The organism is Klebsiella sp. YJ (genome assembly GCF_002108615.1).
GTDB lineage: Bacteria > Pseudomonadota > Gammaproteobacteria > Enterobacterales > Enterobacteriaceae > Klebsiella > Klebsiella planticola.
Genome location: NZ_MTEG01000020.1, coordinates 110,502 through 126,410 on the forward strand (window position 1 = coordinate 110,502; position 15,909 = coordinate 126,410).

General features: G+C 57.9%; 15 protein-coding genes. 8 read left to right on the top strand and 7 right to left on the bottom strand.

Annotated features, from left to right (window positions below; translation table 11 throughout):
* Positions 1–51: 51 nt before the first annotated feature.
* A complete protein-coding gene (locus BV390_RS20410) occupies positions 52–1,272 on the top strand; it encodes an MFS transporter (RefSeq protein WP_085397277.1) in 1,221 nt (406 codons plus the stop codon).
* Here the strand turns inward: BV390_RS20410 and BV390_RS20415 are convergent, their stop codons facing one another.
* A complete protein-coding gene (locus tag BV390_RS20415; protein WP_032690403.1) occupies positions 1,273–1,830 on the bottom strand; it encodes a DcrB family lipoprotein in 558 nt (185 codons plus the stop codon).
* Between the two features lie 73 nt (positions 1,831–1,903).
* Entirely contained in the window at positions 1,904–2,569 is a 666-nt protein-coding gene (locus tag BV390_RS20420; protein WP_032696925.1) for a 7-cyano-7-deazaguanine/7-aminomethyl-7-deazaguanine transporter, read from the bottom strand.
* Positions 2,570–2,905: 336 nt separating this feature from the next.
* On the opposite strand from BV390_RS20420, the gene tusA reads away from it, so the two are divergent.
* On the top strand, positions 2,906–3,151 hold the full coding sequence (tusA, locus tag BV390_RS20425; protein WP_004868581.1) for a sulfurtransferase TusA: 246 nt from the start codon (positions 2,906–2,908) through the stop codon (positions 3,149–3,151).
* Between the two features lie 600 nt (positions 3,152–3,751).
* Here the strand turns inward: tusA and zntA are convergent.
* Both zntA and BV390_RS20435 read right to left on the bottom strand, forming a co-directional pair.
* Positions 3,752–5,950, bottom strand: a complete 2,199-nt coding sequence (zntA, locus tag BV390_RS20430; RefSeq protein ID WP_085397278.1) for a Zn(II)/Cd(II)/Pb(II) translocating P-type ATPase ZntA — start codon at positions 5,948–5,950, stop codon at positions 3,752–3,754.
* A 78-nt stretch (positions 5,951–6,028) separates the two neighbouring features.
* Entirely contained in the window at positions 6,029–6,655 is a 627-nt protein-coding gene (locus BV390_RS20435; RefSeq protein WP_032690406.1) for a lysoplasmalogenase, read from the bottom strand.
* A 141-nt stretch (positions 6,656–6,796) separates the two neighbouring features.
* On the opposite strand from BV390_RS20435, the gene BV390_RS20440 reads away from it, so the two are divergent.
* Positions 6,797–7,156, top strand: coding sequence for a DUF2500 domain-containing protein (locus tag BV390_RS20440; RefSeq protein ID WP_032696923.1), 360 nt, complete (start codon positions 6,797–6,799; stop codon positions 7,154–7,156).
* Between the two features lie 10 nt (positions 7,157–7,166).
* Here the strand turns inward: BV390_RS20440 and BV390_RS20445 are convergent, their stop codons facing one another.
* Together BV390_RS20445 and rsmD are read right to left on the bottom strand one after the other, a co-directional pair.
* On the bottom strand, positions 7,167–7,445 hold the full coding sequence (locus BV390_RS20445; RefSeq protein WP_032698638.1) for a DUF1145 family protein: 279 nt from the start codon (positions 7,443–7,445) through the stop codon (positions 7,167–7,169).
* Positions 7,435–8,031, bottom strand: coding sequence for a 16S rRNA (guanine(966)-N(2))-methyltransferase (gene rsmD, locus BV390_RS20450; RefSeq protein WP_032690408.1), 597 nt, complete (start codon positions 8,029–8,031; stop codon positions 7,435–7,437). Before rsmD ends, BV390_RS20445 begins: the two co-directional genes overlap by 11 nt.
* Positions 8,032–8,222: 191 nt before the next feature.
* Between rsmD and ftsY the strand changes: the two genes are divergently transcribed.
* The 4 genes from ftsY to rpoH all read left to right on the top strand — a co-directional run bounded on the left by ftsY (position 8,223) and on the right by rpoH (position 12,716).
* Positions 8,223–9,881, top strand: coding sequence for a signal recognition particle-docking protein FtsY (ftsY, locus tag BV390_RS20455; RefSeq protein ID WP_032696922.1), 1,659 nt, complete (start codon positions 8,223–8,225; stop codon positions 9,879–9,881).
* A 2-nt stretch (positions 9,882–9,883) separates the two neighbouring features.
* Positions 9,884–10,552, top strand: coding sequence for a cell division ATP-binding protein FtsE (gene ftsE / locus BV390_RS20460; protein WP_004868565.1), 669 nt, complete (start codon positions 9,884–9,886; stop codon positions 10,550–10,552).
* The gene (gene ftsX, locus BV390_RS20465; protein WP_032690503.1) at positions 10,545–11,603 is read left to right on the top strand and encodes a permease-like cell division protein FtsX; all 1,059 of its coding nucleotides are present in this window, start codon (positions 10,545–10,547) and stop codon (positions 11,601–11,603) included. Before ftsE ends, ftsX begins: the two co-directional genes overlap by 8 nt.
* A gap of 258 nt (positions 11,604–11,861) precedes the next feature.
* Entirely contained in the window at positions 11,862–12,716 is an 855-nt protein-coding gene (gene rpoH / locus BV390_RS20470) for an RNA polymerase sigma factor RpoH (RefSeq protein ID WP_004868561.1), read from the top strand.
* Between the two features lie 51 nt (positions 12,717–12,767).
* Here the strand turns inward: rpoH and pdxR are convergent, their stop codons facing one another.
* Positions 12,768–14,291, bottom strand: coding sequence for a MocR-like pyridoxine biosynthesis transcription factor PdxR (pdxR, locus tag BV390_RS20475; RefSeq protein ID WP_085397279.1), 1,524 nt, complete (start codon positions 14,289–14,291; stop codon positions 12,768–12,770).
* A gap of 118 nt (positions 14,292–14,409) precedes the next feature.
* On the opposite strand from pdxR, the gene BV390_RS20480 reads away from it, so the two are divergent.
* Complete coding sequence (locus tag BV390_RS20480; protein ID WP_085397280.1) at positions 14,410–15,675, top strand: 4-aminobutyrate--2-oxoglutarate transaminase; 1,266 nt, start codon at positions 14,410–14,412, stop codon at positions 15,673–15,675.
* The last annotated feature ends 234 nt before the right edge of the window (positions 15,676–15,909 follow it).

Below are 15,909 nucleotides of genomic sequence, written 5' to 3' on the forward strand. Positions count from 1 at the left end.
CAGACGACGTGGTAATAGTGAAACACTGTTGTAAAAGTCTGGTGGACCCCCATGCCCGAACCCGTTGACGAACCGGCGCTGAATGGCGTGCGCCTTAATCTGCGGATTGTCTCCGTTGTGATGTTTAATTTTGCCAGCTACCTGACAATTGGCCTGCCGTTGGCCGTTCTGCCGGGCTATGTCCATGATGTGATGGGATTTAGCGCGTTCTGGGCCGGCCTGGTCATTAGCCTGCAGTATTTTGCCACTCTCCTCAGCCGCCCTCATGCCGGACGCTACGCCGATCTTCTTGGACCGAAAAAGATCGTGATCTTCGGGCTGTGCGGCTGTTTTCTCAGCGGTTTGAGCTATCTGCTGGCGGCCGTCGGCAGCGGCTGGCCGATCTTTAGCCTGGCGCTGCTGTGCCTCGGTCGCGTGATTCTCGGCATCGGGCAAAGCTTTGCCGGCACCGGTTCAACGCTATGGGGAGTGGGCGTGGTGGGCTCGCTGCATATCGGGCGGGTTATTTCGTGGAACGGTATCGTGACTTACGGGGCGATGGCGATGGGGGCGCCGCTCGGCGTGCTCTGTTATTCCCTTGTCGGACTGCCGGGGCTGGCGTGGGCGATTATGGCCGTGGCGCTGGTCGCTATTCTGTGTGCGCTGCCGAGGGCGGCGGTCAGAGCAACGAAGGGCAAAGCGATGACGTTTCGCGCCGTGCTGGGCCGGGTCTGGCCGTATGGGATGGCGCTGGCATTGGCTTCCGCCGGGTTTGGCACGATCGCGACGTTTATTACCCTGTTCTACGACGCCAAAGGCTGGGACGGCGCGGCGTTTGCGCTGACGTTATTTAGCTGTGCGTTTGTTGGTACGCGTCTGCTGTTCCCTAATGGCATTAATCGTCTGGGGGGACTGAACGTCGCGATGCTGTGCTTTAGCGTTGAGATTGTCGGACTTCTGCTGGTGGGGTTGGCTGAAACTTCGCCGATCGCCAAAGTCGGGACCTTCTTCGCTGGCGCCGGTTTTTCACTGGTCTTCCCTGCGCTGGGGGTGGTGGCGGTGAAGGCGGTGCCGCAGCAAAATCAGGGATCGGCGCTGGCGACCTATACGGTATTTATGGATCTGTCTTTAGGCATCACCGGGCCGCTGGCCGGGCTGCTGATGGCATGGGCCGGGATTTCCACCATTTATCTGGCGGCGGCGGGGCTGGTGGCGGTAGCGCTGTTGTTGAGCTGGCGGTTAAAAACACGACCCCCGGCGGTGGCGCCGGAGGCCGCTACGTCAGGCCAGTAGTTACTGGATGACGAGGGTGTTGATGATGTTTTCAGCCGCGCTTTGCGCCTGCTGCTGGTTGTCTGCCGGCAGCGTGATCTGCAGGGTCAGCAGCTTATCGTCAACCTTGCCGAGAATCACGGAAGACCAGGCGGTCTGGCCTTTGGCGGAGATGATGCTGTCCAGCTGCTGCAGCGTGTGGCCTTTGATATCAATCGATTTATTGGTGACAACCTGCAGCTGCGGATCGCGGCTGCGCTGCTGATCTTCCAGGCGCTGAGCCAGCACGCTCAATTCTTCATTGGTGCTGTCGCCAACAATCACGATCACCGCTTTCTGTCCGGTGACGTCAGAATAGACGTGCATGTTGTTGGCCTGGGTACCCAGCTTACCGCTCTGATCGGTCATTCCTGCTGGCAGGGAAAAACTCAGCTTACCGTCCAGCAGGCTGATAGTTTGTCCGCTGGCGTTGCTTTCCGCAGCTGCCCCGGCAGTCGGCGTTTTTGTGTCGCTGTTATCACAGGCCGCGAGCCCCATAACCAGCAGGCCAATACCGACATATTTAACCAAATTGCGCATTGACATCTTCCTTTCGATAAACGGCCATTAACGGCTCATTCGCTTATCTTATCACATCAACCTGCGAGTACTCTTAACCTGGCTGCAATGCGGATAAATCAGATTTATCTGCCAGTTTTTTCAGCAGCATATTCAACAACATGCCATACATCGGCAGGAAGAAAACAATGCTAATCAGTACCTTGAAGCTGTAGTCGACAATCGCGATTTCTCCCCAGTTCGCCGCCATAAACGGGTCCGGACTGCGCCAGAAAGCGATGAAGAAAAAGGCCAGGGTATCGCTGACGTTGCCGAACAGGGTCGAGGCGGTCGGCGCCAGCCACCAGCGGCGGTTTTGCCGCAGGCGGTTAAAGACGTGGACATCGAGGATCTGGCCCAGCGCGTAGGCCATGAAACTGGCGGCGGCGATACGGGCGACGAACAGGTTAAAGTGGGTCAGCGCGGCAAAGCCTTGCCACTCGCCCATATAAAACAGGGACGAGATGCCATAGGAGATCAGCAGCGCCGGGACCATCACCGCCAGGATAATGCGTCGTGCCAGCGGCGCGCCGAAAATCCGCACCGTCAGATCGGTGGCGAGGAAGATAAACGGAAAGCTGAATGCGCCCCAGGTGGTATGAAAACCAAAAATGGTGATCGGGAGCTGCACCAGATAGTTGCTGGAGGTGATAACCAGCAAATGAAAAAGAGAAAGCCAGACCAGCGCTTTTTGACGCTGTGACGTTGTAAACGGATTCATATTGTGACCTTTTTATGCCCGTTATCCTTCAGACTGCAGATGCGTTGACTCTCCTCGTGTATTCCAGTCGCTTACCTGGGTAAGCCCTCGGGAATTCACTGCGGTATCGCCTTTCTGCAACTCGAATGATTCAGGACCAGAGAGTTGGGGTGAGGGAACCCAATAAATCAATACTCGTGCCGTGGCTTGCCAACGCGCGAGTACCAGTTTGAAGCGGCAGAATGATACTGCGTTGAGCGGGTATTGCAATGGTTGTTTTTCGCGCAAACGTTAACCTGACTTGCGTAGCGGAAAAGTGGGGGTAAACTAGGGCCGTTTTGTTGATGTGAGATAAAAATGACCGAACTTTTCTCCAGCCCTGACCACACTCTGGACGCTCAGGGCCTGCGTTGCCCGGAGCCGGTAATGATGGTGCGTAAGACCGTACGTACCATGCCGGTGGGCGAAACGCTGCTGATTATCGCCGACGATCCGGCGACAACCCGCGATATTCCGGGTTTTTGCCGCTTTATGGAGCATGAGCTGCTGGCGCAAGAAACCGCGGCGCTGCCCTACCGCTATCTGATTCGTAAAAGCCATTAAGCACGGGTTTACGTGCCGCACGGCCTTTCCCGGAGGCGGGGCGCGCCCCTGTCCGGGCTACAAAATCCAAAGACCGCACGCTCCCGTAGCCCCGGTAAGCAGCGCGCCACCGGGGGATAAACGGTGCGATTGCTGCAGGCCGTCTTCCCGGAGGCGGGGCTGCGCCCCTGTCCGGGCGACAAAATCCAAAGACCGCACGCTCCCGTAGCCCCGGTAAGCAACGCGCCACCGGGGGATAAACGGTGCGATTGTCGCAGGCCGTCTTCCCGGAGGCGGGGCTGCGCCCCTGTCCGGGCTACAAAATCCAAAGACCGCACGCTCCCGTAGCCCCGGTAAGCAGCGCGCCACCGGGGGATAAACGGTGCGATTGTCGCAGGCCGTCTTCCCGGAGGCGGGGCTGCGCCCCTGTCCGGGCTACAAAATCCAAAGATCGCACGCTCCCGTAGCCCCGGTAAGTAACGCGCCACCAGGGGATAAACGGTGCGATTGCCGCAGACCGTCTTCCCGGAGGCGGGACTACGTCCCTGTTCGGGCTACAAAATCCAAAGACCGCACGCTCCCGTAGCCCCGGTAAGCAACGCGCCACCGGGGTCTTTCCGCTTATTTCTTACGTAACAGTCGCAGGGCGTTAGCGGTCACCAGCACCGTTGCCCCCGTATCGGCCAGCACTGCCAGCCACAGCCCGGTCAATCCGAGCAGCGTGGTGATAAGGAAAATCCCCTTTAAGCCAAGCGCAATCGCAATGTTCTGCCGAATATTGGCGTGGGTGGCGCGGGCCAGGGCAATCATCTGCGCCAGACCGGTTAAGCGGTTATGCGTCAGGGCGGCATCGGCGGTTTCCAGCGCCACGTCGGTTCCGCTGCCCATGGCGATACCAATGGTGGCGGCCTTCATTGCCGGCGCGTCATTAATCCCGTCACCGACCATGGCCAGCGGCGCAGCGGCATTGAGCGCCGTGACCGCCTCGACTTTATCGGCCGGCAGCAGTCCGGCACGGAATTCCAGCCCCAGCTCCCCGGCAATGGCGGCAGCCGCACGCGGGTTATCGCCGGTCAGAATGACGCCCTGCACCCCCAGACGATGCAGATCGTCGACCGCCTGACGGGCGTCATCGCGCAGCGTATCCTGCAGCGCCAGAATGCCGAGCAGAGACTGTTCGCGCAATACCAGCACAACCGTCTGACCCGCGCTCTCCAGCTGCTGAATCTGCGCCTCATGCTCTGCGGCGGCGTCATTGCCTGCCGCGCAAATCAGTATCTGACGACCGTCAACCTCGGCTTCAATACCCGAACCCGCCAGCGCGCGCTGACCGCGGGCAGACGGAATCGTCAGCTGGCGCTGCTGGGCTTCGCGCACGATGGCCTGCGCCAGCGGGTGGCTGGAGCCTTGTTCTACTGCCGCCGCCAGTGCCAGCAGGCCATCTTCATCCACGTCATTCAGGGCGATTGCGGCGGTGACGCGCGGTTGGCCGACGGTTAGCGTCCCGGTCTTATCAAAAGCCACCTGACGTATGCGACCCAGTTGCTCAAGCGCTGCGCCGCCTTTAATCAGGGCACCGTGACGCGACGCCACCGCCAGCCCGGAAGTAATGGCCGCCGGAGTGGAAATAACCAGCGCACAAGGACAGCCGATCAGCAGCAGCGTCAGACCTTTGTAGATCCACGGCAGCCAGGCGGCGGCAAAGAACAGCGGCGGTACGATGGCGACCAGCAGGGCGGCGACCATAATGGCCGGCGTGTAAATCCGGCTGAAGCGATCGATAAAGCGTTCAATGGGTGCCCGACGTTCCTCTGCCTCTTCAATCAGCTTCAGAATACGGTCAATGGCGCTGTCGCCCGGTTCGGAAATTACCGTCAGTTGAACCAGGCGGTCGACGCTGGTGGCGCCTGCCGCCACGCGTTCGCCGGACCGGCGCTCGACCGGTACCGACTCACCGGTTAAGGCACTTTCATCGAAGCTGGCGAACGGCGTGCGCAGCTGGCCATCAGCAGGCAAGCGACCACCTGCTGCGACTTCAATGATGTCTCCAGGGCGGAGATCGCGCTGGGCGACGGTTTCCCGCACGCCGTCACGCAGACGAGTGGCGGTATCGGGTTTTAACGCCATCAGCGCGCTTACCCCCTGGCGGGCACGGCTGGCCGCCCAGCCTTCAAGACGCTCGCCAACCATAAACAGCAGTAGCACCATCGCGGCTTCGGCCGTTGCGCCGATAAACAGCGCCCCGATGGCGGCGACGCTCATCAGTGTTTCAATGGCAAACCAGCTACCGCTGCGGATCAGGCGCAGAGCCTGACGAGCGACGGGCCACAGGCCCACAAGCGTGGTGGCAATGAATGCCAGCTCGCCGAAGGGGTGGTTGAACTGCTCCAGACCCCAGCTCAGCGCCATCAGTAGTACCAGCGTTATCAGCGGCAGGTTCTCGCGCAGAGGCGAGGTTTCCGGCGGCGGGGCGCTTTCATCGCGCAGCGTATAGCCCGCGGCACGTACCGCACTTTCGACGGCAGCGCGGATATCGGCATCGGCGTTGACCAGCAGTTTTTCGGTGGCAAACAGAACCTGTACCTGGTTGACGCCTGGTACCTGGCGCACCGCAGTTTCGACTTTACGGGCGCAGGCGGCGCAGTCCATGCCTTCAACCAGCCAGCTATAGCGCGCCTCGTTTAACGCCTCGCTGTCGGCGGCGTTATTGGCGGCACAGCCAGATTCCGTGCAGCAGCTGTCAGCCTGGGCGACAACCGGCTTTAATTTGAATGACGAGAACTGTGGGACTTTTTTATCCTGCGTTTCTGGAGTCGACATGGGACCCTCCCGGTAATGATAATTTTCTCATTACCAGAAGGATACACTCTGGAGTCGACTCCAGAGTCAAGCGCAAAATTACAGATACAGCGCGCGGACGATCAGAAAGTGGCCAGCAAAGTAGAAGGCGGCAGCGATGGCGTTATCGGCGCGGAAGCGACGACGATAGTGGCTGATCAGCCAGACAATATTACTCAACAGCAGGAATGTCGCGCCGGCGAAGCCAGAGAACGCGGTATCCGTCGGGCGGAAGAACCACAGCTCACCGGCCAGCCAGACCATAACCAGGGTCATACCGATAAAGGTGAAGACCGGCATGCGCAGCTCTTCCAGCCGGCTCCAGATGACCGCAAGCAGCAGCGCGCCGATAACCAGCAGCACCAGCGGCAGCGGCCAGAAAAACGACATCGTCATCTGGCTGGCAAACCAGATCGTGTACAGCAGATGCGACAGGAAAAAGGCCCCCACCGCATACATCACCCGCTGGCGCGGCAGCAGCGTTAATGCATCGCCCAGCAGCGAAGCGCACAGCCCGGCGAGTACCAGGTAGCTGATGGCGTTGAACATTGGCGCCTGCCAGGCCAGCAGCAGTAGCAGGATCAGCGTGACGGGTTTAAAAACCCAGCGCTGCCACGTGGGGCCGCGATAGGACGCATCGACGAAAAGCCATGCGGAGAAACAGACAGCAATAAACGACCAAAGCATAGTAAGTCCTTGTATCTGTTATTATTAAGTGAGTGGTGTATTGGCGGTACTGAAACTTAGTGTAGTGGTTCGGGCGGGCAGATGACAACGTTAATCAAGGCGCGGTATGCTTATTCCTGAGAATTCTTATGGGTTAGATGAATGAGCAAGGTTCCCCTGTTTTTTATGATCGTCGTCGCCATCATTGTGGTGGCCGCATCGGTACGCTATGTGCAGCAACGACGGGAGAATATGGATAACGACGCCGCGCCGCTGCTACAAAAGCGGGTGGTGGTGAGTAACAAGCGGGAGAAGGTGCTCAACGATCGCCGGTCGCGCCAGCAAACCGTTGCCCCCGCCGGCAGCGATATGCGCTATGACGTGAGCTTCAGGCCGGAAAGCGGTGGCCTGGAAGTCAGTTTTCGACTTGAGGCGGCGCAATATCATGCGCTGAGCGTCGGTGATCGGGGAACGCTAAGCTACAAAGGCTCAAGGTTTGTCGCGTTTACGCCAGAACCTTGAGCCCAGGGGGTTACTTCTTACGCAGCGTGGCCTTGAGCTTTTTCTGCCAGGCCACCAGTTCGAACACGCCGAAGATAAAAATACGGATCTGTTCAAAGCGGCCCAGCGGCGGGGCATCTTTCGGCTGAGTGGCCTTTAGCAGCGTCAGCTGCAGACCGTGCATCAGGATCATAAAAATCAGGGCAACGTTAACGAAGATGTTCAGTGGCTTCGGGAAAGGCTGAAACAGGTTTAATAATAAAAATGCCCAGACGCACAGCATCAACACGCGGCCAAAATTAATCAGCATGATTTTCTCCTTTTGCCTCACGTTGATAGAGACGGTAGGCGACCTGTCCGGCCACTTTCTCACGATACAGATGCCAGCATGCCGGCACCGGCGGTAAACCATTTTCGACTTCGCTCTCAACGTAGATGAGCGCTTCATCGGCGAGCCAGCCGTTATTTTCCAGCAGACGCAGCGTCTCTTCCAGCAGACCTTTGCGGAAAGGCGGATCGACAAACACGATATGGTGCGGCGTGCCGGGCTGATTAAGGTAGCTGAGCGTATTGGTATTGACCACCTTGCCATGGCTGGCTTTCAGGGTCGCCAGGTTTTTTTGCAACTGTTGAGCGACGCCGCGCTCCATTTCCAGCAGCGTGGTGCTGCCCGCATAGCGCGACAGCGCTTCCAGCCCGAGGGCTCCGCTGCCGGCAAAGCAATCCAGGCACTGCGCATCGACCATGACAGGCGCCAGCCAGTTAAAAAGGGTTTCACGGACCCGGTCGGTCGTCGGGCGCAGGCCCGGGCTCTCGGGCACCGGTAATTTCCGTCCCCGCCATTGCCCGCCAATAATACGGATCTGGCCGCTGCCCGTGTGGTTTGGTTTCTTCATCTCGTTGCTCAGGTCTCCACTTTCAGTCCGCTATTCTAGCGATCGAACGCGGATGACGAAACCTTAATCCGGGGGCGGTGATGCGAGTTAAGTTAAGTGATAGACTATCCGACTAATTTCATCATTTTTCAGCTTCCGCTATTGTTATGCCGAAGCTGTGCCATGAATAAACAGCGGGAGTGTCGTCGCAAATGGCAAAAGAGAAAAAACGTGGCTTCTTTTCCTGGCTGGGCTTTGGACAAAAAGAACAGGCGCAGGAAACCGAGACCGAACAGAAAGTAGAAGGGCAAACCGACGTTGCCGAACAGCATTCGGCTACAGCGTTGCCTGCTGAGACGGTGGCGGCACCAGAAGCGGAGACGGTAAGCGCTTCTGCGGTGGAGAAAGAGGACGCGGAAGCTTTTGCGGCCGAGGTCGTTGAGGTGACGGAACAGGTTGTTGAGAGCGAATTACCGCACTCAGCGCCGGTGACGCCTGCGGTCGAAGCCCCGGCTGAAGCCGAAGAGACCCCTCAGCCGCACGCTGCTATTGACGAGGCGCCAGCCGCCAGTACGTGGGTCGAAGAGGCCGCCGTTGAACAGGTTGTGGCGGAGACCGTGGCGGAAGAGGCTGTCGCTGAACAGCTGCCGACAGAAGACCTCGCTGCCCCGGAGCCGCTGGTCGAAGAAGTGATCGCTCAACCGGTTGTCGCGGAAGCGGTAGCCGGGCAGACGCCGGAAGCGGTGACGGATGAGCCACAAGTCGCTGCCGTGGACGATGCGGCGAGTGATGAGACGCGCGCTGAGGAACAGCCTGAATCTGCACTGTCTGATGAAGAGCTTGAAGCTCTGGCGCTGGCTTCACAACCGCTTGATGAGCAAGAGATTGTTGAAGCGGAAGAACAGAGCCAGCCGGATGATTCCGCCCAACAGGAGCAGGAAAAACCGACGAAAGAGGGCTTTTTCGCCCGTCTGAAACGCAGCCTGATTAAAACCAAACAGAATCTCGGTTCCGGATTTATCAGTCTGTTCCGCGGCAAAAAAATCGACGATGATCTGTTTGAAGAGCTGGAAGAGCAGCTGCTGATTGCCGACGTCGGCGTGGAAACGACCCGGAAGATCATTACCAATCTTACCGAAGGCGCCAGCCGTAAGCAGCTACGTGATGCGGAAGCGCTGTATGGCCTGCTGAAAGAAGAGATGGGCGATATCCTTGCGAAAGTGGATGAGCCGCTGAATGTTGAAGGGAAAACGCCATTTGTTATTCTGATGGTGGGCGTGAACGGCGTAGGTAAAACCACCACTATCGGTAAGCTGGCCCGTCAGTTCGAACAGCAGGGCAAATCGGTGATGCTGGCGGCCGGGGACACCTTCCGCGCCGCGGCGGTAGAACAGCTGCAGGTCTGGGGTCAGCGCAACAACATTCCGGTGATTGCTCAGCATACCGGCGCGGACTCGGCATCGGTGATCTTCGATGCTATTCAGGCCGCGAAGGCGCGAAACGTTGACGTGCTGATCGCCGATACGGCGGGTCGTCTGCAGAATAAATCGCACCTGATGGAAGAGCTGAAGAAAATTGTCCGGGTGATGAAAAAACTGGACGAAGATGCGCCGCATGAGGTCATGCTGACCATCGATGCCAGCACCGGGCAAAACGCGATTAGCCAGGCCAAACTGTTCCATGAAGCCGTTGGCTTGACCGGCATCACGTTGACTAAGCTGGACGGTACCGCGAAAGGTGGGGTTATCTTCTCGGTCGCCGACCAGTTCGGTATTCCGATTCGCTACATTGGCGTCGGTGAACGTATTGAGGATCTGCGTCCGTTTAATGCGGGCGACTTTATTGAGGCACTTTTTGCCCGAGAGGATTAATCATGATTCGCTTTGAACAAGTCAGCAAAGCCTATCTCGGTGGGAGACAAGCGCTGCAGGGGGTGAATTTCCACCTGCAGTCGGGCGAGATGGCATTTCTGACCGGCCACTCCGGCGCAGGGAAAAGTACCCTGCTTAAGCTTATCTGCGGTATTGAACGGCCGAGCGCCGGGAAAATCTTATTCGGCGGCCACGACATTAGCCGCCTGAAAAGCCGTGAGGTGCCGTTTTTGCGCCGTCAGATCGGCATGATTTTCCAGGACCACCACCTGCTGATGGACCGTACGGTGTTTGATAATGTCGCTATCCCGCTGATTATTGCCGGCGCCAGCGGCGATGATATTCGTCGCCGCGTGTCGGCGGCGCTGGACAAGGTCGGGCTGCTGGACAAAGCGAAAAACCTCCCTATTCAACTCTCCGGCGGTGAGCAGCAGCGCGTGGGGATTGCCCGCGCGGTGGTCAATAAGCCCGCGGTGTTGTTGGCGGATGAACCCACCGGTAACCTCGATGAGGCGCTCTCGGAAGGGATTTTACGCCTGTTTGAGGAGTTTAACCGCGTAGGGGTAACGGTTCTGATGGCGACGCACGACCTGGGGCTGATTTCCAGCCGCTCGTATCGCATGCTGACCCTGAGCGACGGTCATATGCATGGAGGCCATTGGGGTGAATAAGCGCGACGCAATAAACCAGATTCGCCAGTTCGGTAGCCGGCTCGATCGCCTCCGCAATGGCGCAGGCGCGGGCGGCGGTGGCGGGCGTAATGCGCCGAAGCGGCCAAAAGCGGCGCCGGGCCCGGCTTCTCGTAAGAGCAACGTCTTTAACGAACAGGTTCGCTATGCCTGGCATGGCGCGGTCCAGGATTTAAAAAGTACGCCGCTGGCTACCTTCCTGACCATTATGGTTATCGCCATTTCGCTGACGCTGCCAAGCGTGTGCTACATGGTGTACAAGAACGTCAACAGCGCGGCGGCGCAGTACTATCCGTCACCGCAGATCACCGTTTATCTTGAGAAAACGCTGGATGATGACGCGGCGGCGCGGGTGGTTGGCCAGCTCCAGGCGGAACAAGGCGTAGAGAAGGTGAACTATCTGTCGCGGGATGAAGCGCTTGGCGAGTTCCGCAACTGGTCTGGCTTTGGTGGCGCGCTGGATATGCTGGAAGAGAACCCCCTTCCGGCCGTCGCGATTGTGGTGCCGAAGCTGGATTTCCAGAGCACCAATGCCCTGAATACGCTGCGCGATCGCGTGACGCACATTCAGGGCGTGGACGAAGTGCGTATGGATGACAGCTGGTTTGCCCGCCTCTCCTCGTTGACCGGGCTGGTGGGCCGTGTGTCGGCGCTGATTGGCGTGCTGATGGTGGCGGCCGTGTTCCTCGTTATCGGCAACAGCGTACGCCTGAGCATTTTTGCTCGTCGCGATACCATTAACGTGCAAAAACTGATTGGCGCGACCGACGGCTTCATCCTGCGCCCGTTCCTGTATGGCGGTGCACTGCTGGGCTTCTGCGGTGCCTTTTTGTCGCTGATTTTGTCGGAAATTATGGTGATGCGACTGTCGTCCGCGGTGACGGAAGTCGCGCAGGTGTTTGGCACCAGGTTTGAACTCAGCGGGTTAGGCTTCGACGAGTGTCTGCTGATGCTGATTGTCTGCTCGATGATCGGCTGGGTTGCGGCCTGGCTGGCTACCGTGCAACATTTACGTCACTTTACCCCCGATTAAAAAAAGTCTGATATAATCTTTCCCTGCACTGATGAATGTCTCTCTGCAGGGAAAGAGTCCCTGTTGTCTCTTCCCTACGTTTCATTTCCATGTCACATTTTGTGCGTAATCTATTCACATCGTTGCATGGAACTTGTGGATAAAATCACTGTCTGATACTAATGTGGGTGATATTCTCGTTGCTCATAAACGCTGGCATGTTTGTTGCTCATCTCATGGGAACCATCACGTCAGACGATATCGATTGAGAGGATTTGAATGACCAAAGATATGCAAACTTTAGCTTTAGCCCCCGTTGGTAACCTGGAATCGTATATCCGGGCTGCGAACAGCTGGCCGATGTTATCGGCTGATGAAGAGCGGGAGCTTGCTGAAAAGCTGCATTACCAGGGCGATCTGGAAGCAGCGAAAAGGCTGATCCTGTCTCACCTGCGCTTTGTTGTTCATATTGCTCGTAATTACTCGGGCTATGGCCTGCCGCAGGCGGATCTGATTCAGGAAGGCAACATTGGCCTGATGAAAGCCGTGCGTCGTTTTAACCCGGAAGTGGGCGTGCGTCTGGTTTCCTTCGCCGTACACTGGATTAAGGCTGAAATTCACGAATACGTTCTGCGTAACTGGCGTATTGTGAAAGTCGCTACCACCAAAGCGCAGCGTAAGCTGTTCTTTAACCTGCGTAAAACTAAGCAGCGTCTGGGCTGGTTTAACCAGGATGAAGTCGAGATGGTGGCCCGCGAGCTGGGCGTGTCGAGCAAAGACGTACGTGAGATGGAATCCCGTATGGCGGCGCAGGACATGACCTTCGACATGTCGTCGGACGACGAGTCCGATAGCCAGCCGATGGCGCCGGTGCTCTACCTGCAGGATAAAACGTCTAACTTTGCCGATGGCATTGAAGATGATAACTGGGAAGAGCAGGCGGCCAACAAGCTGACCGACGCGATGCAGGGCCTGGACGAGCGTAGCCAGGATATCATCCGCGCCCGCTGGCTGGACGAAGACAATAAGTCGACGCTACAGGAACTGGCGGATCGCTATGGCGTGTCGGCTGAGCGCGTGCGCCAGCTGGAAAAGAACGCGATGAAGAAACTGCGTACTGCCATCGAAGCATAACGCGGCAGCGTACATACTCGCCTCTGCGCAGGCACCCGATAACGCCCCACATTATGTTGGGGCGTTTTGTTTTTCTGCCTCTTCCCCGACGGCCAGCGCCTGCGGGCACAAGGTCTGCAGGCACTCAAGCAGGATCTGGAAGGCCGGCTCCATTTGCGCCTCCGCCAGGCTGGCAAAGCCCATCAATAGCCCCTTCTTACGTTCTTCCGTCAGATAGTAGCGTGACAGCGGACGCACCAGAATATTGCGGGCGTTGGCCTGTCTGGCGATCGTAACATCGTCAGCATCATCTGGCAGGTTGAGGATCAGATGCAGAGCGGCGTTATCGCTGAAATCTGACAGCGCCTGCGGGCTGCAATAGCGCTGAATCAGCTCGGTCAGGCAGGCGCGACGGCGACTGTACAGCAGGCGCATTCGTCGGATATGAGCGGAGTAATGGCCTGCGTTAATGAATTCCGCCAGCGCCATCTGAATCAGCGAGTGGCCGCCGCGATAGAGCTCGGCATGGGCGCTTTTCAGATCGGCAATCAGCGGGCGCGGCAACACGACATACCCCAGCCGCAGCCCCGGATAGAGGGTCTTACTGAACGTTCCGATATAGACCACCGGCGCGTCGGCAATCAGTCCCTGCAGCGCCGGAATCGGCTGGCCGGAAAAGCGAAATTCGCTATCGTAATCATCCTCGACGATCCAGCTGCCGTGCTGGCGCGCCAGGGCCAACAGACGCTGACGGCGTTCCAGACTCATCACCGCCCCCAGCGGATACTGATGCGATGGGGTGACAAAAATCAGATGCGGCGCCTCCTCAACGGTCTCCGGCGGGCACAGGCCGTTGGCATCGACGGTAATCGGATTGACCCGCACATCATTCATCGCCAGTACGTGGCGGATCCCCCAGTAGGAGGGCTCCTCGACCCACGCCAGATCGCCACTATCGCAGAGCATACGCGTCACCAGATCGATTGCCTGATGGATCCCTTCCGTAATAAGAATTTGATCTGCCTGACAGTGGACGCCCCGGGACACGCGAAGGTAGTCCACTAACGCCTGCTGCAGTTCAGGCGTACCGCCGTTACAGCTGTAGCTCAGTCGCTCGGGTTTCGGGCGGCGGCTGATACGGGCCTGAATCTTGCTAAATAGCGGGTGGGGAAAGGCATTGACGTCCGGTACGCCGGGGATAAAAGCTCCCCACTGGCGCGGACTGGCGCTGACGTGGCTGAGCAACTGTTGCCCGCGACGGGACAAAAAGGGGGTTGCCGTCAAGTCGCTGCTGTTTACGGCGATGTTGCCAGTAGAAAGAGAAATATCCGGCCCGGTTTTCGCGACGAATGTGCCGCTCCCGCGGCGGGAAACCACATATCCTTCCGCCTGCAATTGTTCATAAGTTGTTAATATGGTGTTTCTTGATACGCCGAGCTCCCCGGCCAGATCTCGCGAGGGGGGCAGGCGGCTATGGGGCGCTAAAGAACCGTCCAGAATTGAGCGACGAACCGCGTTATATAAGCGTTTATGCAGCAGCGGGTCTGTCTCCTCCTGCAATCTGACCAGCACAAGGTCACCGACGAGTGAACGCAATTGGATCCCTCAGATAATCTAAATTGGTACTCGATTATAGGGCCAACTCCTGTGTAAATAAACGACATAGTTTCGAGATTGTTGCGATAACGTGACACACATGACAGGAGATTCGAGGGTGAAAAGTTCAGAACTGAATCAACGTCGCCAGCAGGCGACGCCGCGCGGCGTAGGCGTAATGTGCAATTACTTTGTTGAGAAGGCGGAGAATGCCACGCTGTGGGATGTGGAAGGCAATGAGGTGATTGATTTTGCTGCGGGAATTGCCGTGCTCAATACCGGCCATCGCCACCCGAAAATTGTTGCCGCCGTCGCGCAGCAGCTGGAGGCCTTTACCCATACGGCGTATCAGATTGTCCCTTACGAAAGCTATGTCTCGCTGGCGGAGCGCATTAACGCGCTGGCGCCGGTTGATGGCCCGGCCAAAACCGCTTTCTTCACCACCGGTGCGGAAGCCGTGGAAAACGCGGTGAAGATTGCCCGCGCTTATACCGGTCGTCCGGGGCTGATTACTTTTGGCGGCGGTTTTCATGGTCGTACCTTTATGACCATGGCGCTGACCGGTAAGGTCGCACCTTACAAAATCGGTTTTGGACCGTTCCCTGGTTCGGTCTATCACGGGGTATACCCGAATGCTGCCCACGGCATTACCACCGATGAGGCGATGAAAAGCCTTGAGCGTATCTTTAAAGCCGATATCGCTCCGGACCAGGTGGCGGCAATTATCCTCGAACCGATTCAGGGCGAAGGCGGTTTTAACGTCGCGCCAGCGGAGTTTATGCAGGCGCTGCGTACGCTGTGCGATACCCACGGCATCCTGCTGATTGCCGATGAAGTACAGACCGGTTTTTCCCGTACCGGCAAGCTGTTTGCCATGCAGCATTACGATGTGAAGCCGGACCTGATGACGATGGCGAAAAGCCTTGCCGGCGGTTTCCCGCTGTCTGGCGTAGTGGGGCGCGCCGAGGTGATGGATGCGCCGGCGCCGGGCGGACTGGGCGGCACCTATGCCGGTAACCCGCTGGCGGTCGCTGCGGCTCATGCGGTCCTTGACGTCATCGAAGAAGAGCAGCTGTGTCAGCGTGCGGAACAGCTTGGCAGCCACCTGAAAGAGGTGCTGAATCAGGCGCGCGAGTATTGCCCGGCGATCGTTGATATTCGCGGGCAGGGCTCAATGGTTGCCGTGGAGTTTAACGATCCGCAGACCGGCGCGCCGTCACCGGAGTTCACCCGCCACATCCAGCAAAAGGCGCAGGAAAATGGTCTGCTGCTGCTGAGCTGCGGCGTCTATGGCAACGTTATCCGTTTCCTGTATCCGTTAACTATCCCCGATGCGCAGTTTACAAAAGCGCTGGATATTCTGGCGCGCGTCCTGAAGGGATGATGTGCCCGACTCCTGTGCGGCGGCAGGGAAGCCAGATAAAACAGGATGCCGCACATGAGTTTTCATACTCAGCGTGAGTGGTTTATCACCCTGATATCACCTTTTTTCCGGCGGCGCATGTCGCCGGAATAAAACGGAATCTATGGTCACTCCCGTTTTTGCAACACCGATTTTGACGACAAGTTGGCTTGCTTGAATCTATCCGGCGTCTGAATGGGATTTTATTCCCGCGCC